The 26629-nt window shown below is 67.7% G+C and carries 25 protein-coding genes and 1 pseudogene; 7 read left to right on the forward strand and 19 right to left on the reverse strand.

The window, feature by feature from the left end:
• Nucleotides 1–14 precede the first annotated feature (14 nt).
• Nucleotides 15–725, reverse strand: a complete 711-nt coding sequence (locus K368_RS0104215; RefSeq protein ID WP_027171290.1) for a L,D-transpeptidase — start codon at nt 723–725, stop codon at nt 15–17.
• Nucleotides 726–1029: 304 nt separating this feature from the next.
• Between K368_RS0104215 and K368_RS0104220 the strand changes: the two genes are divergently transcribed.
• Complete coding sequence (locus K368_RS0104220) at nt 1030–1746, forward strand: hypothetical protein (RefSeq protein ID WP_027171291.1); 717 nt, start codon at nt 1030–1032, stop codon at nt 1744–1746.
• A gap of 7 nt (nt 1747–1753) precedes the next feature.
• Here the strand turns inward: K368_RS0104220 and K368_RS23910 are convergent.
• From K368_RS23910 to K368_RS0104250, 6 genes and pseudogenes are all read right to left on the reverse strand, one after another.
• Nucleotides 1754–2727 (reverse strand): annotated as a pseudogene (locus K368_RS23910) (sulfonate ABC transporter substrate-binding protein).
• Between the two features lie 101 nt (nt 2728–2828).
• Nucleotides 2829–3992 carry an FMNH2-dependent alkanesulfonate monooxygenase gene (gene ssuD / locus K368_RS0104230; RefSeq protein WP_027171292.1) on the reverse strand — a complete coding sequence of 388 codons (1164 nt, stop codon included), beginning with the start codon at nt 3990–3992 and terminating at the stop codon, nt 2829–2831.
• Between the two features lie 46 nt (nt 3993–4038).
• A complete protein-coding gene (locus K368_RS0104235; protein ID WP_027171293.1) occupies nt 4039–4884 on the reverse strand; it encodes an ATP-binding cassette domain-containing protein in 846 nt (281 codons plus the stop codon).
• 51 nt (nt 4885–4935) lie between these two features.
• A complete protein-coding gene (gene ssuC / locus K368_RS0104240) occupies nt 4936–5724 on the reverse strand; it encodes an aliphatic sulfonate ABC transporter permease SsuC (RefSeq protein WP_051439755.1) in 789 nt (262 codons plus the stop codon).
• Between the two features lie 195 nt (nt 5725–5919).
• Nucleotides 5920–6543: an FMN reductase gene (gene msuE / locus K368_RS0104245; protein ID WP_027171295.1), complete on the reverse strand. Its 624-nt coding sequence runs from the start codon at nt 6541–6543 to the stop codon at nt 5920–5922.
• Between the two features lie 302 nt (nt 6544–6845).
• Complete coding sequence (locus tag K368_RS0104250) at nt 6846–7919, reverse strand: HD domain-containing phosphohydrolase (protein ID WP_245259500.1); 1074 nt, start codon at nt 7917–7919, stop codon at nt 6846–6848.
• A 346-nt stretch (nt 7920–8265) separates the two neighbouring features.
• Between K368_RS0104250 and K368_RS0104255 the strand changes: the two genes are divergently transcribed.
• From K368_RS0104255 to K368_RS0104280, 6 genes are all read left to right on the forward strand, one after another.
• Entirely contained in the window at nt 8266–8817 is a 552-nt protein-coding gene (locus K368_RS0104255; protein WP_027171297.1) for a SiaB family protein kinase, read from the forward strand.
• Between the two features lie 13 nt (nt 8818–8830).
• A complete protein-coding gene (locus tag K368_RS0104260) occupies nt 8831–9226 on the forward strand; it encodes a DUF1987 domain-containing protein (RefSeq protein ID WP_027171298.1) in 396 nt (131 codons plus the stop codon).
• Nucleotides 9227–9231: 5 nt separating this feature from the next.
• A complete protein-coding gene (locus K368_RS0104265; protein WP_027171299.1) occupies nt 9232–10089 on the forward strand; it encodes a GGDEF domain-containing protein in 858 nt (285 codons plus the stop codon).
• A complete protein-coding gene (locus tag K368_RS0104270) occupies nt 10086–11777 on the forward strand; it encodes a SpoIIE family protein phosphatase (protein ID WP_027171300.1) in 1692 nt (563 codons plus the stop codon). The genes K368_RS0104265 and K368_RS0104270 overlap by 4 nt, the downstream gene beginning before the upstream one ends.
• A gap of 213 nt (nt 11778–11990) precedes the next feature.
• Complete coding sequence (locus tag K368_RS0104275) at nt 11991–12254, forward strand: hypothetical protein (protein WP_036265957.1); 264 nt, start codon at nt 11991–11993, stop codon at nt 12252–12254.
• Nucleotides 12255–12279: 25 nt separating this feature from the next.
• Nucleotides 12280–13218: an ABC transporter ATP-binding protein gene (locus K368_RS0104280; RefSeq protein ID WP_027171302.1), complete on the forward strand. Its 939-nt coding sequence runs from the start codon at nt 12280–12282 to the stop codon at nt 13216–13218.
• 44 nt (nt 13219–13262) lie between these two features.
• Here the strand turns inward: K368_RS0104280 and K368_RS0104285 are convergent, their stop codons facing one another.
• From K368_RS0104285 to K368_RS0104345, 12 genes are all read right to left on the reverse strand, one after another.
• Complete coding sequence (locus tag K368_RS0104285; RefSeq protein ID WP_027171303.1) at nt 13263–16718, reverse strand: SbcC/MukB-like Walker B domain-containing protein; 3456 nt, start codon at nt 16716–16718, stop codon at nt 13263–13265.
• 174 nt (nt 16719–16892) lie between these two features.
• Nucleotides 16893–17528, reverse strand: a complete 636-nt coding sequence (locus K368_RS0104290) for a DUF4194 domain-containing protein (protein ID WP_027171304.1) — start codon at nt 17526–17528, stop codon at nt 16893–16895.
• A gap of 91 nt (nt 17529–17619) precedes the next feature.
• Nucleotides 17620–17886 (reverse strand): hypothetical protein, encoded by a 267-nt coding sequence (locus K368_RS0104295; RefSeq protein WP_027171305.1) that lies wholly within the window; start codon nt 17884–17886, stop codon nt 17620–17622.
• A 151-nt stretch (nt 17887–18037) separates the two neighbouring features.
• Complete coding sequence (locus K368_RS0104300) at nt 18038–19450, reverse strand: Wadjet anti-phage system protein JetA family protein (RefSeq protein WP_027171306.1); 1413 nt, start codon at nt 19448–19450, stop codon at nt 18038–18040.
• A 136-nt stretch (nt 19451–19586) separates the two neighbouring features.
• Entirely contained in the window at nt 19587–19880 is a 294-nt protein-coding gene (locus K368_RS0104305; protein ID WP_245259659.1) for a hypothetical protein, read from the reverse strand.
• A gap of 44 nt (nt 19881–19924) precedes the next feature.
• The gene (ptsN, locus tag K368_RS0104310; protein ID WP_027171308.1) at nt 19925–20392 is read right to left on the reverse strand and encodes a PTS IIA-like nitrogen regulatory protein PtsN; all 468 of its coding nucleotides are present in this window, start codon (nt 20390–20392) and stop codon (nt 19925–19927) included.
• A gap of 123 nt (nt 20393–20515) precedes the next feature.
• Complete coding sequence (gene raiA, locus K368_RS0104315; RefSeq protein ID WP_027171309.1) at nt 20516–21127, reverse strand: ribosome-associated translation inhibitor RaiA; 612 nt, start codon at nt 21125–21127, stop codon at nt 20516–20518.
• Between the two features lie 157 nt (nt 21128–21284).
• A complete protein-coding gene (gene rpoN, locus K368_RS0104320) occupies nt 21285–22832 on the reverse strand; it encodes an RNA polymerase factor sigma-54 (RefSeq protein WP_027171310.1) in 1548 nt (515 codons plus the stop codon).
• Nucleotides 22833–23234: 402 nt separating this feature from the next.
• Nucleotides 23235–24128 (reverse strand): LPS export ABC transporter ATP-binding protein, encoded by an 894-nt coding sequence (gene lptB, locus K368_RS0104330; RefSeq protein WP_027171311.1) that lies wholly within the window; start codon nt 24126–24128, stop codon nt 23235–23237.
• Nucleotides 24125–24823 (reverse strand): LptA/OstA family protein, encoded by a 699-nt coding sequence (locus tag K368_RS0104335; RefSeq protein WP_027171312.1) that lies wholly within the window; start codon nt 24821–24823, stop codon nt 24125–24127. The genes lptB and K368_RS0104335 overlap by 4 nt, the downstream gene beginning before the upstream one ends.
• 38 nt (nt 24824–24861) lie before the next feature.
• Nucleotides 24862–25638, reverse strand: a complete 777-nt coding sequence (lptC, locus tag K368_RS23915) for an LPS export ABC transporter periplasmic protein LptC (protein WP_051439757.1) — start codon at nt 25636–25638, stop codon at nt 24862–24864.
• 291 nt (nt 25639–25929) lie between these two features.
• Complete coding sequence (locus K368_RS0104345) at nt 25930–26556, reverse strand: ribonuclease D (RefSeq protein WP_027171313.1); 627 nt, start codon at nt 26554–26556, stop codon at nt 25930–25932.
• Nucleotides 26557–26629: the final 73 nt, after the last annotated feature.

Raw genomic sequence — 26629 nt, forward strand, 5'->3', positions numbered from 1 at the left:
CCGGCCGTTATTCCCTACGCGGGGAGGACGACCACCTTCGTCTTCACCGGCGTCCGCGAATACAGGTGAATCATGTCCTGGCTGAGCAGGCCGACACAGCCGCTCGTGATGCCCGAGCCGATCGAGTCAGGCTCGCTGCTGGCGTAGATCGTGTAGAGCGTATAGGCGCCGTTCTGATAGAGATGGAGGGTGCGGGCGCCCAGCGGGTTGTCGAGGCCGCCCGGCATGCCGCGGGCGTATTTGGCCACCTCGGGCTGGCGCCGGATCATCTCCTTGGGCGGTGTCCAGGTCGCCCATTCGGACTTGCGGCCGACATAGGCGTCACCGCTCCACAGGAACCCGGCACGGCCGACATTGGCGCCGTAGCGGGTGGCGGCCCCATCCTCCTCGATGCGGTAGACATAGAAGTTGCCGGGATCGACGATGATCGTGCCGGGGGCTTCCTTGGTTTCGTAGCGCACCGTGCGGCGATAGTATTTCGGGTCGACCTTCCTGATATCGGTGGCCGGGATCGGGAATTTCTCGTCAGGCATCGGACCGTAGATTTTCGCTGCCTCGGCGAGGATCAGGCCGTCGGTCGTCGCGCAACCGGCGAGCCCCAGCGCGCCGAACCCGGCGGCCGAGCCGGCCAGAAACGACCGGCGGCTGAGACGCCCCGTCCGGCCCCCGGGCCGGGCACTTTCGTCCATCCCGCCGGCAGCGGCTTTCCCAGCGTCCATCGTCATGATTCCGGACTTTCCTGTCCTGCGAACCGCCATGTCCTGCGGCCGACGGCACAACACTGCGGCAGACATCCGTCGAACCGACTGCCAAGCTGAGTTAGCCGGTCCTCGACTTGGCTGGCAAGTTCGGCATTCTCTCTCATCACTCCGTGTCAGGAGGAGGCGCTCCTGCCATGGTAAGTATTCGCGCGTGCGGCGCGTCACGCCGAAGGCGCGCGAATTCATATGTCCTCCGGCTCGGCCAAGCTTCCAAGCGGCCGAGTGATTCGACGGACGATGGGGCGGCGGACATGAATGAGGATCGGACATGAGCGGCAGCATGGTCCCGGCGACCGACCCCCTCGCCGTCGCGGAAGCGGCCCTGGCCGACGCCGATTCATGCCTCGAACCGGCGAGCGCACAACGCCTGCCGCTGGCCCTCAAGCTCGCCTATACGGCCTTCATGGCGGTGCTTGTGCCCGTCTACTGGAGTTGGTACGGACCGACCAACTTCCTCTATTTCTGCGACGTCGCCCTGCTGCTCACCCTGGTGGGGATCTGGCGGGAGAGCCCGCTCCTCGTCTCCATGCCGACGGTGGGCATCCTGGCGCCGCAGATGCTGTGGGTGGCGGATTTCGTCGCCGAACTCGTGGGCGTGCCGCTCACCGGCATGACCGCCTACATGTTCAAGGCCGAGAACCCGCCGTTCCTGCGCGGTCTCTCGCTGTTCCACGGCTGGCTGCCGTTCCTGCTCGTCTACCTGGTCTGGCGCCTAGGCTACGACCGGCGCGCCTGGGCGGCATGGTCGGGCCTTGCCGTCGCCGTGTTGCTGGTGTGCTTCTTCCTGATGCCGGGGCCGCGCCCCGATGCCGGGCTCACGCCCGTCAACATCAACTACGTCTGGGGCATGAGCGACGCCGTCGCGCAGACCCTGATGCCGGCCTGGGCCTGGTTCGCTAGCCTCCTCGTCGCCATCCCCCTCGTCCTGTGCGGGACGACCCACCTCGTCCTGCGCCGGCTGATGCCGGCGCAGGTTGGGCGGTAGAGCCCCCTCAGCTTCCGGACTTGCGCACGACGTCGGCGACGGTGATGGGCTTCGGCAGCAGACCGAGGCGTTGGAACGTATCGGCCACCTTCTGCTGGTCGGCGACGACTGCCGCGTCCAGCAGTGTGACGCCGTAGGTCAGGCGCTTGAGGGCGACGGTGAGGATCGGCGCCGGGATGCCGATGGCGGGGGCCAGTTCGGCGGCCGCCGCGTCGGTATTGTCCTTGGCCCAGGCGTCGATCTCGCCGATGGCGGCGAGGGTCGTATCGAGCGCCTCCTTGTTGGCGTCGGAGAATGTGCGGGTCGATAGGTAGAATTGGCGGTTCGGGACGATGTCGGTGCCGTTGACGAGGGTCCGCGCGCCGGTGGCCCGTTCGCCCGAGGCGAGGAAGGGGTCCCAGATCACCCAGGCATCGACGGCGCCGGGCGAGAAGGCCGCGACCGCGTCGCCGGGCGCCAGGAAGACCGGCGTCACCGCCTCGTAGGCACGCCGGCCTTGGCTAGGGCTTCGACCAGGAAGTAATGGACGTTGGAGCCCTTGTTCAGGGCGATCTTCTTGCTACGCAGATCGGCGACGGTCTTGATCGGGCTGTCCTTGGCGACGAGGATCGCCTCACCCAAGGGAGCTGCCGGCTCGTGGGCGACGTAGAGAATATCCGGGTTGTTGGCCTGCCCGAAGATCGGCGGAGCCTCGCCGGCCGAGCCGAGATCGATGGCCCCGGCATTCAGCGCCTCCAGCAGCGGCGGCCCCGAGGGAAACTCGGCCCAGGTGACGCGGTAGCCCAGCGGCGCCAGCTTCTTCTCTAGAAGCCCCTTGCCCTTGAGCAGGACCAGTGTGCCGTATTTCTGGTAACCGACGCGGATGACCTTGTCCTCGGCGCGCACCAGCAGGGTGCCGAGGATGAGAAGGGCGAGGGTGGCGAAGAAGGCGAGGGTCGCCTGCCCGGGCGGCGAGAGGGTGCGCGCGGTGGAACGGGGCATGGAATGTCCTCGTGCAGCGTTTGGAACAGATGTCCGGTGAGAGCCTCCTCTCCCCACAGGCGGGGAGAGGAGAATGCGCTCCACGCGAACCGGGCTTTCCCTCAATGCGCCGCGATGCGGCGGCTCGGGACGATGTCGTTGGCGATGACTTCGCCGAATGGGCCGTTGTTGCGGGCGTTGCTCGGGGGGACGCCTGTGGTTGCGCGAAGCGGCAGTTTGGGAAAGACCAGCTCGGCGAAGCGGTAGGCCTCTTCCAGATGCGGGTAGCCGGAGAGGATGAAGCGGTCGATGCCGAGATCGATGTATTCCTTCATCCGGTCGGCGACCTGATCGGCCGAGCCGACGAGCGCCGTGCCGGCGCCGCCGCGCACGAGGCCGACGCCCGCCCAGAGGTTGGGCGAGACTTCGAGCTTCGAGCGGTCGCCGCCATGGAGCGCCATCATCCGGCTCTGGCCCACGGAATCCTGGCGCTTCAGGGTCGCCTGCGCCCGCGCGATGGTCTCGTCGTCGAGGCGCGAGATCAGGTTCTCGGCCGCAGCCCAGGCCTCGCCCTCGGTCTCGCGGACGATGACGTGCAGGCGGATGCCGTACGAGAAGGTCTTTCCCTTGCGGTCGGCGGCTTCCCTGGCCTTGGCGATCTTCTCCGCGACGCCAGCCGGAGGCTCGCCCCAGGTCAGGTAGACCTCGCAATGCTCGGCAGCGACCTCGATGCCGGCTGGCGAGGAGCCGCCGAAGTACAGGGGCGGATAGGGTTTCTGCACCGGCGGGAAGATGAGCCGGCCCTCCTCCACCTTGAGATGCTTGCCCTCGTAATTCACCGTCTCGCCGGACATCAGCCCGCGCCAGATGTGCAGGAACTCGTCGGTGACGACGTAGCGCTCGTCATGGTCGAGGAAGACGCCGTCGCCGCGCAGCTCCACCGGATCGCCGCCGGTTACGACGTTGATGAGCAGGCGCCCATCCGAGATCCGGTCCAGGGTCGCGGCCATGCGCGCCGCCATGGACGGCTCCTGCAGGCCGGGACGCACCGCCACGAGGAAGCGGAGGCGCTTCGTCAGGGCGGCCAGGGCCGAGGCGATGACCCAGGAATCCTCGCAGGAGCGGCCGGTGGGCAGCAGCACGCCGTAATAGCCGAGCTCGTCGGCGGCCTGCGCGATCTGGCGGAGATAGGCCAGCGACACGTCGCGGGCGCCTTCCTGCGCGCCGAGGTAGCGGCCGTCGCCGTGGGTGGGGAGGAACCAGAGGACGTCGGTCTCTGCGGTCATGGGATGCTCCTGAGGTTGTGCCGGTGGGATCGCGCGCGTCCGGGGATCAGACCGGGGCACGGTCCTTCAGCAGATGGTCGAGGATGCGGCCTTCCAGCCGCGCGAGTTCGGGGTCGCCACGCCGGCGCGGGCGGGGCACGTCCACGGTCAGGTCGAGGGCGACGCGGCCCTCCTCGACAACGAGGATGCGGTCGGCCATGGCGGCCGCCTCGGCGACGTCGTGAGTGACGAGGATGGCCGTGAAGCCCTGGTTGCGCCAGATCCGCTCGATCATGTCCTGCATGTCGATACGCGTCAGGGCGTCCAGCGCACCGAGGGGTTCGTCCAAGGCGAGCAGGCCCGGTCGACTGACGAGGGCGCGCGCCAGAGCGACGCGCTGGCGCTGGCCGCCGGAGAGGGTGGCCGGCCAGTTGCCGGCCTTGTCGGTGAGTCCGACCTCGGCCAGTACCGCCGCCGCCCGCTCGCGCCGTTCCTGGCGCCGCCCGGCCCCGCCGAGACCCACGGCGACGTTGTCGACGACCCTGGCCCAGGGCAGCAGGCGCGGCTCCTGGAACATGATCCGCTTCGTGGCCGAGCGCGCGCCCTGGTTCTCAAGATCGATCCGCCCGGCGCTCGGCTGTTCGAGTCCGAGGATCAGGCGCAGCAGGGTGCTCTTGCCGCAGCCCGAGCGGCCGACGATGGCTACGAATTGGCCCGCCGGGATGTGGAGATCGAGCCCCTCGATCACCTGATGGCCGTCGAAGGATTTCGCCAGGCCGCGCAGGGTGACGGCGACCCCCGTGCCCGTGGCGGGTGCGGGGCGCGCGGCTTGGCGGGCCTGGGGAACGACGGGAACCTCGCGAGTCGGCGCGACAACGGCGTCGGGCGCGCGCAGCAGGGTGGAGGCGGTCATGGACGTCGTCCGTGGGGTTGATCGAAGAACGGGGGCATGTCGCGATGCCCCTCAGATGTTCCGGTAGGCCGGGTTCCAGGCAAGGAACGAACGCTCTAGCAGCCGGGTCAGGGTGTCGGCGATCTTGCCGAGGAGGGCGTAGATGACGATGGCCAGCACCACCACGTCCACCAGCATGAACTCGCGCGCCTGCATCGCCATGTAGCCGAGGCCGGAGGAGGCCGAGATCGTCTCGGCCACGATGAGCGTCAGCCACATGATGCCCAGCGCATAGCGCAGGCCGACGAAGATCGAGGGCAGCGCGCCGGGCAGCACCACGCGCAGGAACAGGGTGGTCGGCGACATGCCGTAGACCCGGCCCATCTCCACCAGTTGCGGATCCACCGAGCGGATGCCGTGCAGGGTGTTGGCATAGATCGGAAAGAACACGCCGATGGCCACGAGGAAGAGCTTGGCCTCCTCGTCGATGCCGAACCACAGGATCACCAGGGGGATCAGCGACAGGTGCGGGATGTTGCGCACCATCTGCAGGGTCGTGTCGGTGAGCTTCTCGGAGAGCTGCGACAGGCCGTTGGCGAGGCCGAGGGCGAAGCCGATGCTGCCACCGATGAGGAAGCCGACGGCGGCGCGCAGGAAGCTGATCCAGAGATTGCTCCAGAGCTCGCCAGTCCGGCTCGCCTGCCAGCCGGCGGCGATCACGTCCGAGGGGGCGGGCATGAAGCGGGTGGACACGAGGCCGGTGGAGGCCGCCGCCTGCCAGCCGGCGATGATCGCCACCGGCACGAGCCAGGGCGTCAGACGGCCGAGGATGTCGGAACCAAAGGTTGTCTGCCGTGACATGATCCAGCCCTTGCTGACTTACTACCTATCAGCGCTGGAGCCGACCGATGCCGTCCTCAGCGCCTTCGACGGATACCCGCCGTCGCGCGGGCAGACGGTGATGAGTTTTACTCACCACCGTCTGGACCTAGGCCTCGAGGTGGACGCCGACCCGGACATTGCCCGGACCGCCCTCCATGCGGCCGGCCAATTGGTCTATCGACTCGGCGCCGCGAAGGCGGCGGCCGGCGCCGTGTCGTGGGAGGCGGCAGGCTTCGCCCGCGCCCCGAGCAGTGCCGCGAGCTGGCTCGCCGCGTCGGACACCCGCGCCCGTACGCCGTCGTCGATAAGAACGCCGTCGGAGAAATCCGCGTCGCTGCCATAGACCGAGGTCGGGACGGTCTGCGCACTGAAGAAGCCGAACAGGGGCCGCAGGGAATGTTCGACGACGAGGGCATGACGCGCGCCCCCGCCCGTAGCCGAGAGAACGACCGGCTTACCCGCGAGGGCCGCCGGATCGACGAAATCGAACAGGTGCTTGAACAGGCCGGTATAGGCGCCTTTGTAGACCGGCGTCCCGACGATGAGCGCATCGGCGTTCTCGATCGCCTCCAGGATGCGCCTGGCCGGCAGCGAGAGCTGATCGCGCGACCAGGCTGTGCCAAGCCCGGTCCCTGCATCGACCACGTCGAACAGGCGGATGTCGGCGCGCAGCCGCGCGCCGGTCGCCTCGGCCACCGCTTCGACCAGCGCCCGTGTCTTGGAGGGACGCTGCAGGTTGGCGCTGAAGCCGACGATACGGGGAAGCGGGCCTGGAAAAGAGCTGCCTTGAAGAGACATCGAACGCCTACCGATCAGGTTCGGAAATGCGCCGAAGGCATCCATCCGAACGAACCGTCCTGTCATGGAATGCCCCTCGGCATCGTTGCCGAACTGTGATCGCAGCGGCGATCCAGGTCAACGAAACGTGCTTTTAAAAGAACGAAGCGTGGGAGATTGGTCTTCGGTGAGACGTCCCGGCAGGAGATGAAACTTTCTACTCGGCAATTTTCTGCAGAAATTGTGGCCGATCACCAGGGTCTATCGGAAAGAACTCTTCCTGCGATCTGATCAGGGTTCGTTAAACCGAACGACCCGAGGAGCTAGACCAGGGCGTCGCCATGGCTCGATTGACGGACGATGGGCTGGAAGGCCCGCAGGAGCGGCATGTCGAGCTTGCCCGTCATGCCGAGCATGATCGCATGGGCCTCGGCATGCGGGAGCGGCTTGCGATAGGCCCGCCGCTCGGTGAGGGCGGAGTGGATGTCGCAGATCGTCACGAGACGGACGAGATCCGGTATCGCATCGCCGGAAAGGCCGGCCGGGTAGCCGCTGCCGTCGAGCATCTCGTGATGATGCCGGACCACGTCGAGCATGGAGGCATCGAACCCCTCCTGCCTGGCGAGCATGTCGGCACCGGAGGCGGCATGCGTGCGCATGATAGCCATCTCGTTCGAGGTCAGCGCACCTGGCTTGTTGAGGATCGAAAGGGGGATCTTGGACTTGCCGATATCGTGCAGCAACGCGGCCTTGGCGAGACGCTTCCGGTCCGCCCGGGGAATCTTGAGGTGGAAGCCGAAGGCCGCTGCAAAGCCGGCAACGCTGAGGGAGTGCTGGTAGAGCAACTCGTCGTAGCGTCCGATCACGTCGAGCCACGCGCGAATGCCACCCTCCGAGACCGCTTCCAGGATGACGTCGGTCCCGGCATCGGCCTCCTCGGAGGAGACCGGCCGGTCGGTTTGAGCCGCATGGAACAGGGCCGCCACCACGGAGCAGGCTCGGTGTGCCTTGCCTTCCAACGCGGCGGTCTCGCGGGCGTGGCGCGTCCGCAGCTTCTGGCCGGCGTCGATGAGGCTGAACAGGAGGGAGAGAATGGTCGGACGTGGGGTGTCGGCCGCCGTGACGCGCAGGGCCGGATTCGCCTTGTCCGGGACGTGGGCGGGCGCGTTGGTGAGTACGAGGCAGGGCACGTGGAGGGCGAGGAGACGGACCACCCAGGCCGCTGCCACGCCGTCACGGGGATCCAGATCGATGACGGCGACGACGGGGAGGATGGCGGGAACCGACTGGTCCCCGAGAACGCTTCGGCAGGGCACGATGGTGGTGATGGCGCGCGCCAGCAGTCTCACCCGGTCCGGTCGATCCGATACGATGAGGACGGACTTGTCTTGTGTCACGATCCGATCCGCTTCAGACCGGCAAGGTCTGGGTTCGTGCCCAAACACAGGCGCGCTTGCGAGGTTTACAGAAACAAATCCCTATAAATTGTTTCTTTTCGCAGAACGAACTCAACGCGGTCCGATCTATCATCGCCACCTTGGACCGGTATAGTTCACCTGCTGGAACCATGGTGCGGCCTCGTCCAATCCTGTTGCTCTGGTTAACCGGATGGAACGGAAATTGCTCGCACTCGGCCGGATCCCGCCGTGGTAACTGTCTGTAGAGGCATTGGGGTTAGTGCTGTCGGGCAGTGAAGGCGGGCGCTCACCGCGCGGCACCTGCCGCCATCGGGAGGAGGATGCTTTGCTAGCGCGAGACTTCAAATCCTTCTTCGAGACCTCGAAGCGTAACGGTATCATCCTCTCGTTCGGAGGCGACATCTCGGAGAACGTCTTGTTCTCCCTCGGCGAAGTTCTGAAGCTTCGGATGATCCAGGGTGAGACGGACGCGACCATCGCAAAGCGGGTGTTCTCGATCTTCGTCGAGCAGGCCCAGAACATCATTCGTTACTCGGCCGACAAGCTCCCCGGGGCCAAGGCGTCCTGCGGCATGATCAGTGCGGGGATGATCGTGGTCGGCGTCGAGAACGCACGCTTCTTCGTCGTGTGCGGCAACGAGGTCCCCAAGGCCGATGCTTCCGTTCTGCATGAGCGATTGGACCACATTGCCGGCATGTCCAGCGAAGAACTCAAGCGTTTCTACCGCGAGAAGCTGCGCCAGCCCCCCGACGAGGGCAGCCTCGGAGGGAGCATCGGCCTGATCGAGATCGCCCGCCGGTCAAGCGCTCCCGTGGAGTTCGATTTTCACGATCTCGGCGACGAGCGCAGTCTGTTCTGCCTCAAAGCCTATATCTGACGGCGCCCCGGCGATGGACCGCATTCAAATCCCGGCGACCGCCCGATCCCCCGAGGTGGATTTCGACTTCGCAGCCGGCCGTTTCAGGCTGAGCGGCGAATCGTATCCGGAGGATGCCGCGGCCTTCTTCGGCCCCCTGCTCCAGTCCCTGCGGTCCTACCTCGCCCTGTCGGGTCCGGATCCGATCGTGTTCGAGGTCGCCCTCGTGTATTTCAACAGTTCCAGCGCCAAGGGACTGATGAACCTGTTCATGCCCCTCGAGGACGCCGCCGGCGAAGGCCGAGGCGTGACCATCCGCTGGCTCTACGCCGAAGGCGACGAGACCATCGCCGAGGCCGGGGAGGATTTCGCCTCCGACTTTTCCCATGCACGCTTCGATCTCGTCGAGACCTCGCAGGCGGGGAACTGACACGGATGAAGGTCAAGCCCGGGGCCGTTCCGCCGACCGACCATCCCCCCGTCGTCGGCGACGCGTTCAGTCTGTACGATACCGAGGAAGCGGTCCTGGGGAAGACCGATGGGATGCTGGCGGGGCTCGCGCAGGTCGCCGGCGGCGTCCAGCAACTCGCCGAAGCCTACCGGCGCAGTTATCGCGAGCAGCGCCGCCTCGTGAGGATGAGCGATCGGATGCAGCTCGACCTGCAGAAGGCGAATCACCGCCTCGCCGAGCAGCAACGCGACCTGCAGGCCCTCAACGAGGCGCTGTCCGGCGAGATCGAGCATCGGACCCGTCTCGAAGCGAAGCTGAGGCACTTGGCCGATACCGACGACCTCACCGGCGCGGTGAGCCGTCGCCGCTTCATGGAGATCAGCCAGCGTGAATGGCTGAGATACGAGCGCGACCGGGTTCCCGCCTGCCTCCTCATGGCGGATCTCGACCGGTTCAAGCGTCTCAACGACGAGTTCGGCCACGCCGCCGGAGACGCGGCCCTCGCCAGCTTCGTCGAGACCTGCCGGAGGCGCCTGCGCAAGGTGGACGTGATCGGCCGCATGGGTGGCGAAGAATTCGCGATTCTGCTCACCGAGATCGGGGCCGATGCCGGGCTCGCGGTCGCCGAAGACCTCTGCCGCCTAGTCGGGGAAACCGGCGTGGCGTGGCCCGGAGGACCGCTGGCGCTCTCCGTCAGCATCGGTATCGCCGCCATCGAGGGAACCGAGACCTTCGAGCAGACCCTGGGCCGGGCCGATGCCGCGCTCTATGAGGCCAAACATGCCGGACGGGGCTGTGTCCGCCCGTCCCGCGACCCGTCTGCGGACGTACCGCCGCCATGACGTTCGATCCTGCGGCCGAGGGGGCATCGCCCACCGTCGCCTCCCCCACCCGCAAGCGCTCCCTGAGGGGAGGCGGCCCCCTGCGCGGCGACGACTTCCTGGAACTGGCCGGTTTCACCGACGTGTCGACATCCGCGCCCGGCACGATGCGGCCGGGCGCCCTGCGCGGTTCGGCCCGCGGGCGCGACCTCGACAGTCTGGCGCATACCCTGTTCCTGCGGATCTACCCGGTGATCGCCATCGTGGTGCTGGCGACGCAGGTCGGCATCGCCTGGGTGAACTACAACGACAGTCTCAGGCTCTATACCGAACGGGCGAACCTTCTCGTCGCCCTCACCGCCCAGGCCATCGCCCGGCCGGATTGGAGCGAGCGGCCGGACGTCTACACGACGCAGGTCCAGGCCCTGACCCTCGATCCCGCGTTCCGCTTCGTCCGTGCCTGGAACGCGGCGGGTGGCCTGGTGATGTCCATCGGCGAGATACCGGGGGGACGCAGCATCGAGCTCATCCGCGCCTCCACCGCCATCACCCTGGCGGGTCAGGCGGAGCCCTTGGGAAGCCTGACGCTGGGTCTGTCGACCGAGTCCCTGCGCGCCAATGCCGAGAAGCAGGCGCTCCTGGCGGTCGGCGCGAGCCTGGTGCTGATGCTCGCCTTCGTGCTGACCCTGCATGCCAACGTGCGCAAGCACGTTCTCGCCCCCCTGAAGCGCCTGCTGCTCGCCATGCTCGAGGTCGAGCACAAGCGCTGGTCGACAGTGGCGTTCGACGGCGCCATACGGGCCAGCAACGAGATCGACGTGATCTCGTCGGCCTTCAACCGCATGGTGGAGGGCCTGCGCGCCGGCGACGAGGCGAAACAGCTCCTCGCAGAACTCGAACTCGCCCATGCCAAGCTCGCCGACGCCAACCATCAAGTGATGGAGAGCATCGGCTACGCCCGTCGCATCCAGACCTCCGTCCTGCCCGACCGGATGGCGCTGGCCGGTGCCGGCCTCGACGTCGCCGTGCTGTGGGAGCCGCTGCATCAGGTCGGCGGGGATTATTTCTGGCTGGAACGCCTTGGTGACGTCAGCATCATCGTCGTGGCCGATTGCACCGGCCACGGCGTGCCGGGCGCGTTCATCACGCTCATCGTCGCCACTGCCCTCGACCGCGTGCTGCACGAGCGCGGCCTGCGCTCGCCTGCGGAGATCCTAACGGCCCTCGACGAGATGGTCCGCGCCCAGTTGCGCCAGGACGGGCGTGGTTCGGATTCCGATGACGGGCTCGATTGCGGCTTGTGCATCTGGGATCCGGAGGCACGGCGCCTGACCTTTGCCGGCGCCGGCCTCTCGCTCACCACCGTCACGGATACGGGGGTGACCCGCATCAGGGGGGCGAAGCGTGGGCTCGGCTACCCGCGCCATGGGAGCGAGCGGTTCAGCACCGGGAACGTCACCCTCGATGCGGCGCCGGGCGACACCTTCTACCTGATGACCGACGGCATCACCGACCAGATGGGAACTAACGGGACGCAGCGCCGGCTGCTCGGGCATCGCGGCGTCGCGGATATCCTCCTGCGCACCCACAAGGAGGAACTCGGCCTGCAGATCGGGACGCTGGAAGCCGAGCTTGCAGCTTATCGCGACTTCGAGACGCGCCGAGACGACATGACCCTAGTGGCGTTCCGGCCGACACATCGTGTGTGACCCGCCGCCCCCAAACAAGAGCATCGCTGCACGGTGCGCTGGCACACGCAAAATCACAGGACAATTCGGCACTATTGCACCCTGCCATTCGAAAGGTTGGGTCGCGACGCCTCAACCTTGCCGTCATGGTGGACAAAGAGGGCCGGTCTTCAAGGTGCGGTCTTCGTTTGCCTCTGCTGCGTCTCTACACATTCTCAAGAGTCGAGATCGATCATGACACGCTTCCTTGCCGCGTCCGTCTGTCTGGGCCTACTTGTCGCCGTGCCCGTCCAGGCACAGCCATCGAACACGGCGCAGCAGCCAGCCCCCAAGCGCATGACCACGGCCATGGGCGTGACGAAGCCGCCGACGTCCACCTATAACCGGGCCTCCACCGAAAGCGACATGCTCAAGGCGCAGAAGGTCTCCGCCGCCCGCGACAAGGCTTGGGACCGGAAGATGCGGACCACAATGGGCTCGATCTGCCTCGGCTGCTGAGATCGAAGCCCGCGTGGCTCGGTCGATGATCCGGTTCGAGGGCGTGACCCTTCGCTTTGCCGGGGCAGATCGACCGGCCGTCGACGGGATCGACCTCGATATCGCCGAAGGCACGACCTGCGTCCTCATCGGTCCCTCCGGCTGCGGCAAATCCACCACCCTGCGCATGGTCAACCGGCTCGTGGAACCGGATGCCGGGCGAGTCCTCCTCTACGGACAGGACGTGGCGAAGGTGGATCCGGTGCGGCTGCGCCGTGGCATCGGCTATGTCCTGCAGGGCATCGGCCTGTTTCCGCACCGGAACGTTGCCGAGAACGTCGCCACCGTGCCCCACTTGCTCGGGTGGACCCGTGCCCGGATCGCGGACCGCGTGGACGAGATGCTTGCCCTCGTCGGCCTCGCTCCGGGGGACTATCGCGACCGCAGACCCGACGAACTCTCCGGCGGTCAGCGGCAACGCGTCGGCGTCGCTCGCGCTTTGGCAGCGGACCCGGTCGTTCTGCTCATGGACGAGCCCTTCGGCGCCGTGGATCCCGTAGCCCGTAGCCGGCTACAAATCGAAATCGGTGCAATACTTCGCCGGCTCAGGAAAACCGTCATCATCGTCACCCACGACATCGACGAGGCGATGCGGATGGGTGATCGCATCGTGCTGATGCGCGAGGGGCGGATCGCCCAGGCTGACACGCCGGACCGCCTTCTCCTCGCCCCCGCCGACGCCTTCGTCGAGAGCTTCGTCGGAGAGGATCGCGCCCTGCGCCGTCTGGCGTTAACGGAGGCCGGTGCCGTGGCGGTTCCCGGCGAGGCGGAAAATGCGCCGAGCATCGCTGCCGAGACGTCGTTGAAAGGTGCCCTGGCGCTTCTCCTCTCGACCGGCGCCGATCACCTCGCGGTGACAGGGAATGGTGCCCCCGCCATCCTGACACTCGCCGCGATCCAGGAAGCCGCGTCGCGACGGACCTGATCGCTCGCTCGTCACAGCCGAGCGCATTGAGGAAGGGCGCCCCTTCACTCCGCTGCGTCGGAGACCCGGAACGTTTCGATGCCCTGTCGTTCCGGATTGATCGCGGCGAGGGCGCGCTTGGCCGTTTCCAACGGATGCTCGGCCTCGATCCGCACCGAGGTCAGGTCGGGGCTCTTGTAGACGGTGACGATGGTATCCATCACCTCGGTCAGCGTTGTGCGCTTGTCCTCCGGGGCGGCGATGAGGAGTTGCAGACCCCAGGCCTGATAGAGATCGACCAGGGCCTGCGAATTGCGCACGTCGAGTTTGGAGAAAGCCTCGTCGAGAAGACAGAGGCCAAGGCCGGGATTCTCGTCACCGGGCCGGTCGCCGGGGTAGTAGGCCGAGGCGAGCGAGGCAGCGATGGCCACGTAGAACGGCGCCTGCGCTTCGCCGCCCGAGCCGCGCAGGGCCCGGTTCGACATGGTGGTGCGGTTGCCCGCCTTGTCCCGCATGCCGATCTCGTAGACGAAATAGTTGCGGTAATCGGCCAGCCGCGCCGCGCTCTCGTCCCCGGCGATCAGGGCGGTGATCTCCTCGATGGCGGCGGCGAGCGGACCCGAAGACGCGTCCTCGCCCTCCCCCGGCAGGATCGCCTGCGCCGCGTCGGCTGAGCGCGCCACCTCGGTGGCGAGGGCATGCACGGCGGCGTAGCGGCGGTCCACGGTGGCTTCGAACGCGTAGGTCTGGCCGGTGAAGGTCTGGGTGGAGAGCCGCTCATTCAGGGCGTCGAGACGGGTGCGAACCCGCTCGAACTTATCGGCGAGGCGCGTGAGCAGGTCCTCGGTCATGAGGCGGCGCATCTCGCCCTCGGCCCGCACGGCCTGGTCGCGATAGCGCCGCAACTCGTGGCCCGCCACCTCGTCATGGGCGCGGGCCACCCAGGAATAGCCGAACGAGGCCGGGGCATCGCCGCTGCCGAGGGGGTTCTCGATCCGCCATTGCACGCAATACTCGGCGAGATCCCGCTCGGCCGCCCGCCCTTGCGTGCGCGCCGTCTCCATGGCCTCGCGGGCGGCGCCGCGCGCCGCATTGGCCAAGGCCGCCAGCTCCTTGGAATCGAGGCCCGCCGCGTCGGCCCGGGCTTTTGCCACCGCAAGGGGGTCGAACCCGTCCGGCCGGACGAGGCGGATGCGGACGGAATCGCCGGCGATCCAACGGGCATGGGCGCCGCGCCGTGCCTGAAGGGCGGCACGTATCGCGTCCCGCGCCGTGGCGACCTTCGTCTTCAAGCCCGCTTCCTCCCCAAGCAGCGCGTCGCGCTTGGGCTCCAGCACCTGGACCAGTTCGGTGAGATAGGCCGAGCGCTCCTTGGCGAGCTCCTTGATCTCGGTCTCCAGCGCGCCGGTATCGGCCTTTTCCACCGCCTCGCGCTCGGTGGTGAGGCTGCGCCGGCGCCCTTCCATGGCGTCGGCCTCCTGGCGCAGGGAGACGATATCGAGATTCGCCTCACCGAGCCGGACCCGCAGCATGACGGCGATGCGAGCGGCCTCGCGCAGCACGCCGGCCTCGCCGCGCAGGCGCCGCGCCTCGGCGACCGCGTGTTCCAGGTTCTGCCGGCTCTCCGCCGTGGGACCGCGGCTGCCGCGGGTCATCATCAACTGGACCGGCCGCACCACGGAATAGGCCATGCCCGACGTGGAGCGGCCGCTTGGCGCCACGGCCCGGCTCATATGGGCGAGGGCCGCATCGTTGGGGGCGAGATCGTAGCCCCCGAGACGCGCGGCGAGGAAGGCCTGGGCATGGGGATCGCGGGTCTCGATGAGGGAGATCGGCCCCTCGTCGTCGCGCCCGCCCCGGCGGCGGGCGGTGTCCGTGGTCTTGACCAGCAAGCAGCGGTAGAACTGGCTCTTGCGGGCTTCGAGATGAGCGAAGGCATCGTTGAGCCTGTCCGGATCCACCACCAGGGCCTCTCGGGCTCCGCCGAGCAGGCCCTCCAGGGCCGGCCCCCATTTCGGATCGGTGATCTCGGCAAGCTCACAGATCGGCATGGCCTCGATCCCGAGCCGGGCGAGCTCGTCGCGAAAGCCCGCCGTGTCGGAGGAGAGGCGGGCGCCGCCCGCGCGCCCGGTGCCGATCTCGGCCGAGAGGGCCTGCGCCTCCTTCTCCTGGGCACGGGCGCGCAGGGCCATGTCCTCGGCGGCGGTATCGAGGGGGGTGGCGATGTCGGGCAGGGCCGCGAGCATCTCGATCAACCCGCCGAGGGGGCCGTCGATGCGCAGGGACTCCTCGGGGGGCGCCTCGCGGCGCAGGCCGGAGCGCGAGCACGCGGCCAGGATCCGGGCGGCGTCGGGGTCGATCCGCTGGATCTCGGAGAACAGGGTGTTGAGCTTGCCCGCCTCCTGCACCATCCCCACGAGGTCGGCGACGCGGGCGGAGAGGTCGCGCTTGTCGCGCGCCAGCATGGCGAGGCCGGCATTGGAGGCGGCGAGCCGCCCCTCCCCCTGGCTCCCGGCCAGCATCGCTTTCTTCCCCGCGATCTCCCCGTCGATCTCGCGCACGAACCCCTGGCTGGTGGCGACGCTCTCGCGGGCGATGCGCAGGCGCTCGGCCACCTCGCCGAGCCTGGAGCGGGCGGTCGCGTAATCGAGGATGCGGCGGCGCAAATCGGCACCGGCGGCGCGCAGATCGTCGAGGGCGGCCGAGAGGCTGGCCTCGGCCCAGATCTCGTAGCGCTTCAGGATGCGCCCGAGATGCGTGAGCCGGCGTTCCAGCTCCTCGATCGTCTCCAGCAGGCGGCGCCAGTTCTCCACCGACTGGCGGATGCGGGCGACGTCCAGGGGCTCCGGTTCGAGAACGAAGGAGCGCACGAAGGCAGAGGAATCGAAGATCGGCTTGAATGCCACGGCGTTGGAGAAGGTACGCAGGAAATGCCGCGGCTCCGGGCTCGACGCCCCCTCGCGCATCAGCGCCAGCAATTCGGCGGTGAAGCGCTCGCCCGACGAGCGGAATTCCTCGAACCGATCGGCCTGGATGCGCAGATCCTTGGCGATCTCCGGCCAGGGCGCGACGAAGCTGCCCTCGGCGGTCTCGCGCACGTAATCGGCGATCTCGAACCGGTGGCCGACCGCGACGAAGCGCGACAGCGTGGTCTCGCGGCTGTCCTCGGCCCGGGCCGCGAGAGCAAGGCCCACCGAGACGACGCGGCCGGTGGTCTCGTTCTCGAAGACCAGGACGATCAGGGTCTCGCAGGCCTCGCGGGTCGGGCGTCCGCCCTCGGCCGGGTCGCTGATCCAGCCGAGGCAGTAATCGCGGACCGTGCGGGCGCTGCGCCCCGAGGCGGAGGCGTTGAGCGCCAGCCGGGTGGCGTTGTTGCCGGCCAGCACCGTTCCGACGGCATCGAAGATCGTCGATTTGCCGGCGCCCGTCGGCCCCACCAGGGCAGCCGCACCCCGGATGCGGATCTGCTCGTGCCGGATCAGGTACCAGTTGGAGAGGACGATGTCGGTGAGGCGGTACACCGGTCGGGCGGCTCCCTGCGGGGCGTTTCAGTGGCCCGGCATGGACGCCGTCGGCCCGTGATGCAAGTCGGGAGGCAGCGTCGCCTCCTCCATAGGAGGGCGGGTGCCTCCCCGCGCCGGAATGTTTTCATGTGAAATCTTAACCATCGGCTCGCTGGCCCCGGCGAACCGCATTCAGCCGTCGTCGTCGAGGCGCGCTGCCGCCCAGGCGCGAACCTGTTCCATCCAGGCATCGGGCGAGAGCACGGCGATACCGGGAAGCAGCATCAGCGGCGTGATCTTCTCGGCCTTGTCGCGCTCGCCTAGGCGCAGGCCCCCCTTGCGGGCGAAGAGGCGCAGAATCTCGGTAAGGCGCGTCTCTTCCGGCGCCTCGCTGCGGGCGGCGGTGCGGATCGATTCGGCGATGTCGTCGGTGGTGCATTCCACCACGCCGTCGGTGGTGACGCGGTGCGCGCGCAGGCCCTCCTCGTAGGCGAGGCGAAGGGCGAGCAGGACGAGGGTCTCGTCCTTGCGCAGGCGCTCGGCTTGGCCGTCGTGGCGCACCCCGTCCGGGGGCACGCGTAGGAACACCATCTGGTCACGGGGCGAGACCTCGAACCCGTATCCAAGGCAGGCGAAGTAGTTCTTGAAGAAGGGTGCGTAGTGCCGGGCGATGTCGTAGGAGCGCCCGATGCCGGGGGTATCGGAATAGACGCACTGGCTCTTGAGCAGCACCTGGAGCGCCCGCGTCAAATCCTCTTCGGACGGCGCCCGCGTCCCCGGAGGCGGCGGCTCGTCGCCGTCGACGATGGCGCGGAAGGCCTCGATCATCCCGACAATCCATGAAGCGTCAAGGCGGAACACCCGTCCCGCCATGGCGCCTCGTTACCCGAATCGCAGTCCTTTCACAAAGGCCCAGCCCTCACGCCGCTTGCTGAGCCGCCTTGAACAGCGACAGGCACTGGGTGTCGCGATGCATGCTCAGGATCGAGGCGCGGTCGATGGACGGGTTCTCGGCGAGCACGCGCTGGACCTCCGCCACGACCCGGTCGTAGCGGGAGGGGTCGAAGTTCCGTTCAAGCGGACTAACGGCAATGTAGGTCTCGACCACGAGCACGCGCTCGGATCTCTCCTTGCCCACCTCGACCGCGATCCAGGCGGACTTGATCAAGCATTTCCCGGATGTCATCGGCGTATCTCCCGGTATTCCCGCATCTTCGGCGGGTCTTTGGCAAGCATGACCCTCCTTTCGACGTCTGCCAAGTCCGGAAACATCAATGTGATCAGGCAGAAGTCCCGGACCGTCACCGGTTGCAGCCCGATGCGGGACTCGTCCCCACTCAGGCGCCGCGTGGGCGAACCGATACAGGGCGGACCGCCGGGTTTCGTCGCTCCACCATGAAATCCGGGCAGTCGAGCCAGCCGTTGGAGACGCGGCCCGCGACCCGCGAGAGGCGATAGCGCGTGGTCAGGATGCCGTCGAACAGCACGTCGATCTCGCGCAGGCGCTGGAACACTACGAACTCGTCCACATCCGCCACCACCATCTCGGAGCCCCGGATGGCGGGGCTCCCCCCAAGCTTGCGCTCGACGAAGGCAATGACGCGCTCCGGCGTCACCATCACCCGCTGGCGGAAGGCGTCCTTGGCCAGGATGAAGGCTTCGATGGCCGGGTCGAGATGAATCTCCGGCAGCGGCTCGGACAGGATCGCAGCGCGCCGCATGCGGGGGGTGTAGAGATGCGGCTCGCCGATGGGCGGACGCAGGAGCGAGACCTCGGTAGAGGGACCGATATCCGACCATTCGGCGGCGCCCACCGCCCGCAATGCCGCGGCGGTACGCTCGATCCGGTCGGAATCGCGATGATCAGTGTAGCGCAGGGCCGCCGCGATCCGGCGCTCCAGGCGTGCAACGATGTCGGCCACGGCGTCGAGATGCCGATCGAGTCCCTCGAAGATCGACAGGATCTCGGCGAGATCCGCCCGCACCGCCCGCTCCGCGAGGGACAGGTCGGACGCCCTCCCCTCGCGCAGGCCCGCCTCCGCCAGGGCCCGAAGGGTGAGGTCGTCGCGCAGGGCACGGCCCGCCTCTCTGACGATGCCGGAGCGGAAGCGGAACGGGTTCAGGCGCGTATGCAGGGTACGGTAGTCGCTGACGAGATGGCGCGCCACGAACTCCTCGAAGTAAAGGCGGAACGCGACGCCCTGGTCCTCCTCCCGCAGGATCCGCTCCTCGATCTTGCGCATGGAGCCTGCGAGGCTGCGCAGATGTCCAAGGAAGGCGCGCGAGGCCTTGGCCGCGTTGACCAGTGCCTCCGAGCGCTCGGCCGGGTTGGCCACCGCGCTCTCCAGGCTGCCCAGCACCTCCAGCACCGCGCCGCCATAGGAGCGGGTCTCACCCCGGTCGAGACGGGCGAGTTCTTCGATGACGAGGCGGGCATCTGGATCGAAATCGACCACCGGCACGTAGCGCTCGCGCCGTTCCACCAGCCAGCCGGCATCGAGAAGCCGTCGGTAGACCGCCGAGCGTCGCTCCACCGGATCGACCGGCGTCGCCTCGTCGTCGGCGATCTCGCCCTGGGACCAGTCGGTTGAAAAATCACCGATGGAGGCGAGCAGCTCGCTCTTGCGCAGGGGTTCGGTGGTCTCGGCGAACACTCTGGCATGCAGGTGCAGCAGCAAGGCTGCGTTGAAGGCCCGGCTCGGCGAGGCGAGCGGCCTAAACAGATCATCGGGGAGGCGGGTGAACAGCATGGTGGCGCGGGTGACGACAGCCCATGCCACGGGCCGAAGTCAATCGATCGGCCGCAACGACCTGTGTGCCGGCCGCACCCTTACCTTGCAGCATCGGCTCGTCTGAAAACCGGTTCCGGCCATTCGGGCCGATGAACTACAGTCCGCGGCAGCGCGTCTGGATGATGCCGGAGAAATCCTTCTCGGAGGTCTGCACCTCGGCGAGCTTGGCGGCGCGCTCAGCCCCCGACAAGCAGCGGCCGTACACGCTGGCGACCCGGCGCATGGTCTCCACGTGGCGGCGCCAGACCCGGCAGCGATTGGCATCGTCGCCATCCGCCTGCTCGAGTTGGTCGATAGCCTGACGCTGCATCGAGTTGGCCACGAGCACGTCGCGGGCGCAGGTCACGTCGGCCAGCGCAGGCGTCAGCGACAGGACGAGCCCCACCATCGCGGCCGCCGCCGGCGCCCACTTCGCCTTCACGTCCATCGGGATCATGCCGCCTCGGATTTGGTAGGCTGGGTCAGGAGCGCATAGAGGGCGCTGGCATCCCTCGCGGCCCGGATCCGGTCGAGAACGCCCGGCTCGCGCAGGAGCCGCGCCACCTGGGCCAGGGCCTTGAGATGCTCCGCGCCCGCGCCCTCCGGGGCGAGGAGGAGGAAGGCGATGTCGATAGGCTGACCGTCGAGGGATTCGAAATCCACCGGCTTCTCCAGCCGTGCCACGAGGCCGAAAAGCCGGTCGAGGCCCGGAAGCTTGCCGTGGGGAATGGCGACGCCGTCGCCGATGCCCGTGGAGCCGAGGCGCTCGCGCTGCAGGAGGGTCTCGAACACCTCACGCTCGTCGAGAGCGGGAAGCTGGCGCACCGCATGGGTGCTCAATTCCTGGAGAATCTGCTTCTTCGCGCGAGCGCGCAGAGAGGTCACCACGGAATCCGGACTGAGGAATTCCAGAATCGGCATGAAGGACCATCGCCCCATCGGCGGCGACCCACCGGCCCCCGCTCGTCTACATTAGCGCTGCGGATGCGTGGTCCCCACGCATCCCGAGGCGGCCGATGGTCGGCACGCGGCCGGCAGAGCGCGTTAAGCTGCCGCCTCCGGCGGATCCACCCAACCGATCGCTCCGTCACTGCGGCGGTATACGACGTTGATGCGGCCGGTACCAGCGTGAACGAACACGATCACCGGTGCCCCAGTAAGATCGAGGGCGGTGACCGCCTCGCTCACAGAATGGCGCTTAAGCACCCTGGTGCTTTCGGCGACCACGGGCGGATGAGCCTCCTCGTCCTCGGAGAGATCGTCGTCGATCACGTCCTCCTCCGCGTCGCTGGGCGCGGCGAACACGGCGTAGGCCGCCTGGACGGTGGCGCCCTCATGCAGGGCGGCGCCATGATCCTTGAGGCGATGCTTGTAGCGCCTCAGGCGCTTCTCGAGCTTGTCCGCCGTCTGCTCGAAGCTCGAATGCGCGTCGTGCGAGGCGGCGGACGCTTCGAGCGTGAGGCCGGAAACGAGGTGAAGCACGCAATCGGTACGGTAGGCCGTCCCATCCCGTCGAAGCGTCACATGGCCGGAGCAGGTGCCGTTCATGTGGCTGTCGAGATATTTCGACAAGGTGGCGGCCATTCGCTCTTCGACACGCCCGCGAAGGGCTTCGCCGAGGTCCAGGCCGTGGCCTGTGACACGCAATGACCCCATGTATCCTCCGGTTCTTGTTGCGTTCGGCAGACAAGTAAAGGAGCCCCGGGAGGAGAAGTCAACGGAATGGCGAGCCGGCATCGCACGGGAGGTGACAGGTGGGAGAGCCTGAAGCTTTCGCCGACGGGCAGACGTCATCCGCAGAGCGCGGCAGCCCTCAGCGGGCGTAGGCGAAATGCTCGCGGCGGCGCTCGATGGATGAGGGAATACGCAGGGATTCCCGGTATTTCGCGACCGTGCGCCGGGCGATGTCGATGCCCTCGTCGCGGAGCTTCTGCACTAGGGCGTCGTCCGAGAGCACATCACCGGTCGCTTCGCCGTCCACGAGCTGCTTGATGCGGTGGCGCACGGCCTCGGAGGAATGGGAGGCCGTCCCCGCCGCCCCCGGAATCGCGGCGGTGAAGAAGTACTTCATCTCCAGGGTGCCCCGGCTGGTGCCGATGGATTTATTGGAAGTGACCCGCGACACGGTGGATTCGTGCATGCCGATGGCCTCGGCGACCGTTTTGAGGTTGAGGGGGCGCAGATGCGCCACGCCGTTCACGAAGAAGGCGTCCTGCTGGCGGACGATTTCGGAGGCGACCTTGAGGATGGTGCGCGCCCGCTGCTCCAGGCTGCGAGTGAGCCAGTTGGCGGTCTGCAGGCATTCGGACAGGAACGCCTTGTCGCCCTCGGCCGCCGCCCCGCGCGAGACACGGGCATAGTAGCTCTGGTTCACCAGCACGCGCGGCAGCGCCTCGGCGTTGAGTTCCACCAGCCACGAGCCGTCGGAGGCCGCCCGTACGAACACGTCGGGGATCAGCACCTCCACGGCGCGCGAGCCGAAGGCCCGGCCGGGCTTCGGGTCGAGACGGCGCAGCTCGGCCAGCATGTCCACGAGATCTTCGTCGTCGACGCCGCAGAGACGGCGCAGGCTCGGGAAGTCGCGCTTGGCCACGAGGTCGAGGCGGGAGACCAGGGCCTGCATCGCCGGATCGAAACGGTCGCGCTCGCGCAGCTGCAGGCTCAGACATTCGGCGAGATCACGGGCGCCGATGCCCGGCGGGTCGAAGGTCTGGATCAGTTTGAGCACCCGCGCCACCGAATCGAGGCTGGCGCCGAGGCGCTCGGCCACCTCGTCGATGGATTCGCGCATGTAGCCGGCATCGTCCACCGCATCGATGAGGAAGCCGGCGATCAGCCTGTCGCCGGGATCGCGGGTGGCGAGGTCGAGCTGCGCGCTGAGATGCTCGCGCAGGGAGACTTCCGAAGTCAGGGTCGCCTCGAAATCCGGCGCCTCGCCGTCGAAGCTGCCGCCGCTATTGCCGTAGGGCGCCGGGGTCAGGGTGAGCATGTCGCCCGAGGCCGCCTCGCGGGCATGGCTGGGATTGTCGTCGGAAAAGACGTTGTCGAGGCGGGTGTCGAGGACGCTCTCCATCTCGGCGCTGCTGACCGTGAGTTCGGTCGACATCCAGTTGTCGGGCTCGGCCGAGTCGAACTCCCCATCCCCGTCGCCCGAAGCCTCCGGGGCCGCCTCCGCGTTCGCGCGGTCACCGTCCGGCTCGCCCTCGACGCGCTCAAGGAGCGGATTGCGCTCCAGTTCGGCATCCACATAGGTGGCGAGATCGATCTGGGAGAGCTGAAGAAGCTTGATCGCCTGGAGAAGCTGTGGCGTCATCACCAGGGCTTGGCCCTGACGCATTTCCAGTCGCTGCAGCAAGCTCATGGTGTTGCCCCGACGCCTTCAGGTGAGCCCAGCCGGAGGCGCGCACAGTACCTTACGCCGCTCGGCATGAATTTTGCTTCTTTTTATCTTCGCATAGGTCTATCGCCATCTTGCGCCGCCGTCAAAGCGCGATGCTCGCGATTTCCACCGCGATGCTGCGGTGCACAATCAGGTCCTGTGCATCCCGGGTTGGCCGGATACGGCTCATGGTCGCGCAACTGTCTCGTACCAAAGAGAAATCAGATTCCCCCACCGCGGGCATGCGCGGACGGCCAACCATAAGACATGCACAAAACGCATGCATCTTTTGGTCGTCATGTAATGTGGCGAGAAATTAGGCAGCATAGGATGCGGGCAGCACGGGCGGGAGCGCGATTCGCGAACTCGGATCGGGCCGGTGGCCTAGAGCCGGAACCCCTCGCCGAGATAGAGCCGCCGCGCATCCTCGTTGGCGACGATCTCCTCCGGCGTGCCCTCGGTGAGGATGCGGCCGGAATGGGCGATATAGGCGCGGTCGATGAGGCCCAAGGTTTCTCGCACGTTGTGATCAGTGATGAGCACGCCGATGCCGCGCTGCTTCAGGTGCTTCACCAGATCCTGGATGTCGCCCACCGCGATGGGGTCGATGCCGGCGAAGGGTTCGTCGAGGAGCATGAAGCTCGGTGATGTCGCCAGGGCGCGGGCGATCTCGCAGCGACGCCGCTCACCGCCCGACAGCGCGATCGAGGGCGCCTTGCGCAGACGCGCGATGTCGAATTCCTCGAGCAGCGAATCGAGTTTGCGCTCACGTTCCTTGCGGCTGGGCTCCACCACTTCGAGCACGGCGCGGATGTTGTCCTCCACCGACAGGCCGCGGAAGATCGAGGCTTCCTGCGGCAGGTACCCGATGCCGAGGCGCGCGCGCTGATACATCGGCAGGTGGGTGATCGGCAGTCCGTCGAGGCTGATCGAGCCGCGATCCGCCGAGACGAGGCCGGTGATCATGTAGAAGATCGTGGTCTTTCCCGCGCCGTTTGGGCCGAGCAGGCCCACGGCCTCGCCGTTGCGCACGGTCAATCCGGCCTCGTGCACCACCGTGCGCGCGCCGTAGCTCTTGCGCAGCCCTTCCACGTGGAGGATGCCCGGACCGCCACCATTCCCGGACAGGCCCGCCTCGCCACCCGCCGCCCGTCCCTTGCCGCGGCGAAAGAGGCGCGACAGGAGGGAGGGCGCGCGCACGGCTCCTGCAGAAGCGGCATCGGCGATCCGCGAGCTGATCGGGTCTGGCGCCGGGGCCACCGGCAGGGCGGAGGTCAATTGGCCTGCGCTCTCGGCTTGGCGGCGGGCTTGTCCGCGCCGGCCTCGGACGGTTTAGGCGCGGGCTTGCCCGCGGCACTCGCCGGCTGGGCGCACCCCTTGGCCCCACCCTTGGCGGCCTCTTCCTTCTGCGGCACGAACATCGCCGAGACGCGGCCGCCGGCCACTGGGTCCATGTTCGCCCGGCCGGTATTCATGTCGTAGACGAGGCGACTGCCCCGGGTGACGTTCTGGCACTGGCTCAGCACGACGTTGCCGGTGAGCACGATGCGCTTGGCCTCTTGGTCGAACACGGCGTTGTCGCCGGTGGCGACCTGGTCGTTCTGCACCACGGTGACGGGGCCGGCGCATTCCACCTTCTGGATGCCGTTCTCCGCCATGCCAGCCGGCGATTTGGCACCATCGGCGGCGGGCGCTGGAGCGCCGGGCTTGGCATCCTTGCCGCGTTTGTAATGCACCGTCATCGTCGAGCAGCGGATCGTGCTGTCGCCCTGCACGGCCACGACGTTGCCGGCGAAGATCGCCTTGTTCTCACGGTCGAACACGTCGAGCCGGTCCGCGTCGATCTTCACCGGTTCCTTGCCGCCGCTGGCGCCGAAGGTGCTTCCCGGCGCGGTCGGCTTGGTCGCCTTCGCGGCGGCCGCCGGAGCGGTACCGGAGGGGATCTGCGCCATCGCGCTTCCCGCTGCCAGCATCCCGCAGAGGACGAGAGTGACGAATGACGGGGAGCGGTTCACCGGCGTGCCTCCCCATCCCGCGGCTCGGTGGCGGAGGCGAGGATGCGCGGCGATTTCCCGTTGGGTCCGGTCTCGGATCTGGATTCGGCGGTCCGGTCCTCGGCCTTGTCCGCCCCATGGAAGACCGCGTGCACGTTGCCGATGAAGGAGATGACGCGGCCGTTATCGACCATGTCGAGGCCGTCGGACACGACCGTGCCCGTGGGAAGCGTCACGGTGACGACCTGATCGGACTTCACCGTCCCGGCCTTGAAATCGATGGCGGCGGTCTGGAGACGGATGTCTTCGCCCTTGTCGGTCCACAACTTGATGTCGCGTTCGAGGGACAGGGTCTCGCGCGCCGTATCGAACAGTCCGCCGGCGGCCTCCATATGGGCGAGCCCGCCCGAATCGTCGGTGACGAGATGGCCCTTCATGGCCTGGAGTTCGATCAGCGTCGGCTTGCGCACGTCCTGGAAGGCGGCCGTGGCGATGACCTCGTAGCCCCGGTTGTCCTTCCGGAAACCGGAGAGGCGCGGGTTCTCCATCTTCACCTTGGTGCCCGACAGGGTGACCGGCCCCATGGTGACGGCCGGAAGGACGCTGCCGAACGGGTTGAACAGCGTCACCACGGCGAGGGCGACGATCGCGGCTCCGGCCGAGAGGGGGATGAGACGACGCAGGTACCGCACCTGCGTGCTGTGGTTGCGAGCCCGCGCATGGGCACGGTGACGGCGCGCATCCGCGCCCGATCCCGTCGTCCCTGTCGCGTCGATGGCGTCGACCCCGTGCATGGTGATGATCCGAGCCGCTCCGCCTGACCGATCCGATGGGACACCGGCGGGTTGCGCCCCGCAACATGCCACGTCTCGCCCATCCATATGTTGAGCCGTGGGAACCAGATTCCCCATGGTCCAGCGCCGGATGCGCGCGGCCGATGGCGAAGTTGTGGCCGTACCGGAACCTTATGAGCGGAGCGTTGAGGAATCATCAACCGGGTGGGATCGCCGCGGCACGATCGATGTGCGCCGCCGCACCGTCGCCGGCATACCCTCCATACCGGCCGCGATGGCCTCCCGCCCCGATCAGGTATGGGCGAAGATGTCGGTCTCGGCCCAGCCTTCGAGATCGAGGAGGGAGCGGGTGGGCAGGAACTCGAAACAGCACCGCGCGAGATCCGTGCGTCCCTCACGGGCGAGCATGGTATCGAGGCGGGCGCGGGCCGCATGCAGATGCAGCACGTCGGAGGCCGCGTACTCCACCTGCGCCTGGCTCAGGGACTCGGCGCCCCAATCGGAGGATTGCTGCTGCTTCGACAGGTCGATGCCCACGAGTTCGCGGACCACGTCCTTGAGGCCGTGCCGGTCGGTATAGGTGCGAGCGAGCTTGGAGGCGACCTTGGTGCAATAGACCGGCCCCGGCATCACGCCGAGGGCCTTGAAGAGCACGGCGAGGTCGAACCGGGCAAAATGGAAGATCTTCGTCACCGCCGGATCGGCCAGCACGCCCTTGAGCATGTCGGGCGGGGCGGAATCAGGCAGGATCTGCACCACGTCGGCAGTGCCGTCGCCGCGCGAGATCTGGACGACGCAGAGCCGGTCCCGATGCGGATTGAGACCCAGCGTCTCGGTGTCGATGGCGATGGCGGTGCCCGGCACGTAATCGGCCGGGAGATCACCGCGATGGACGCGGATGATGGGCTGGGGAGGCATCTGGCTTGTGTCTTCCGGCGGGAACCGAGGTCTCCGGCCGCGTAACACCGTGCCCCCCGGCGAACAACCCGGC

It is taken from the genome of Methylobacterium sp. 10, assembly GCF_000519085.1.
Lineage (GTDB): Bacteria > Pseudomonadota > Alphaproteobacteria > Rhizobiales > Beijerinckiaceae > Methylobacterium.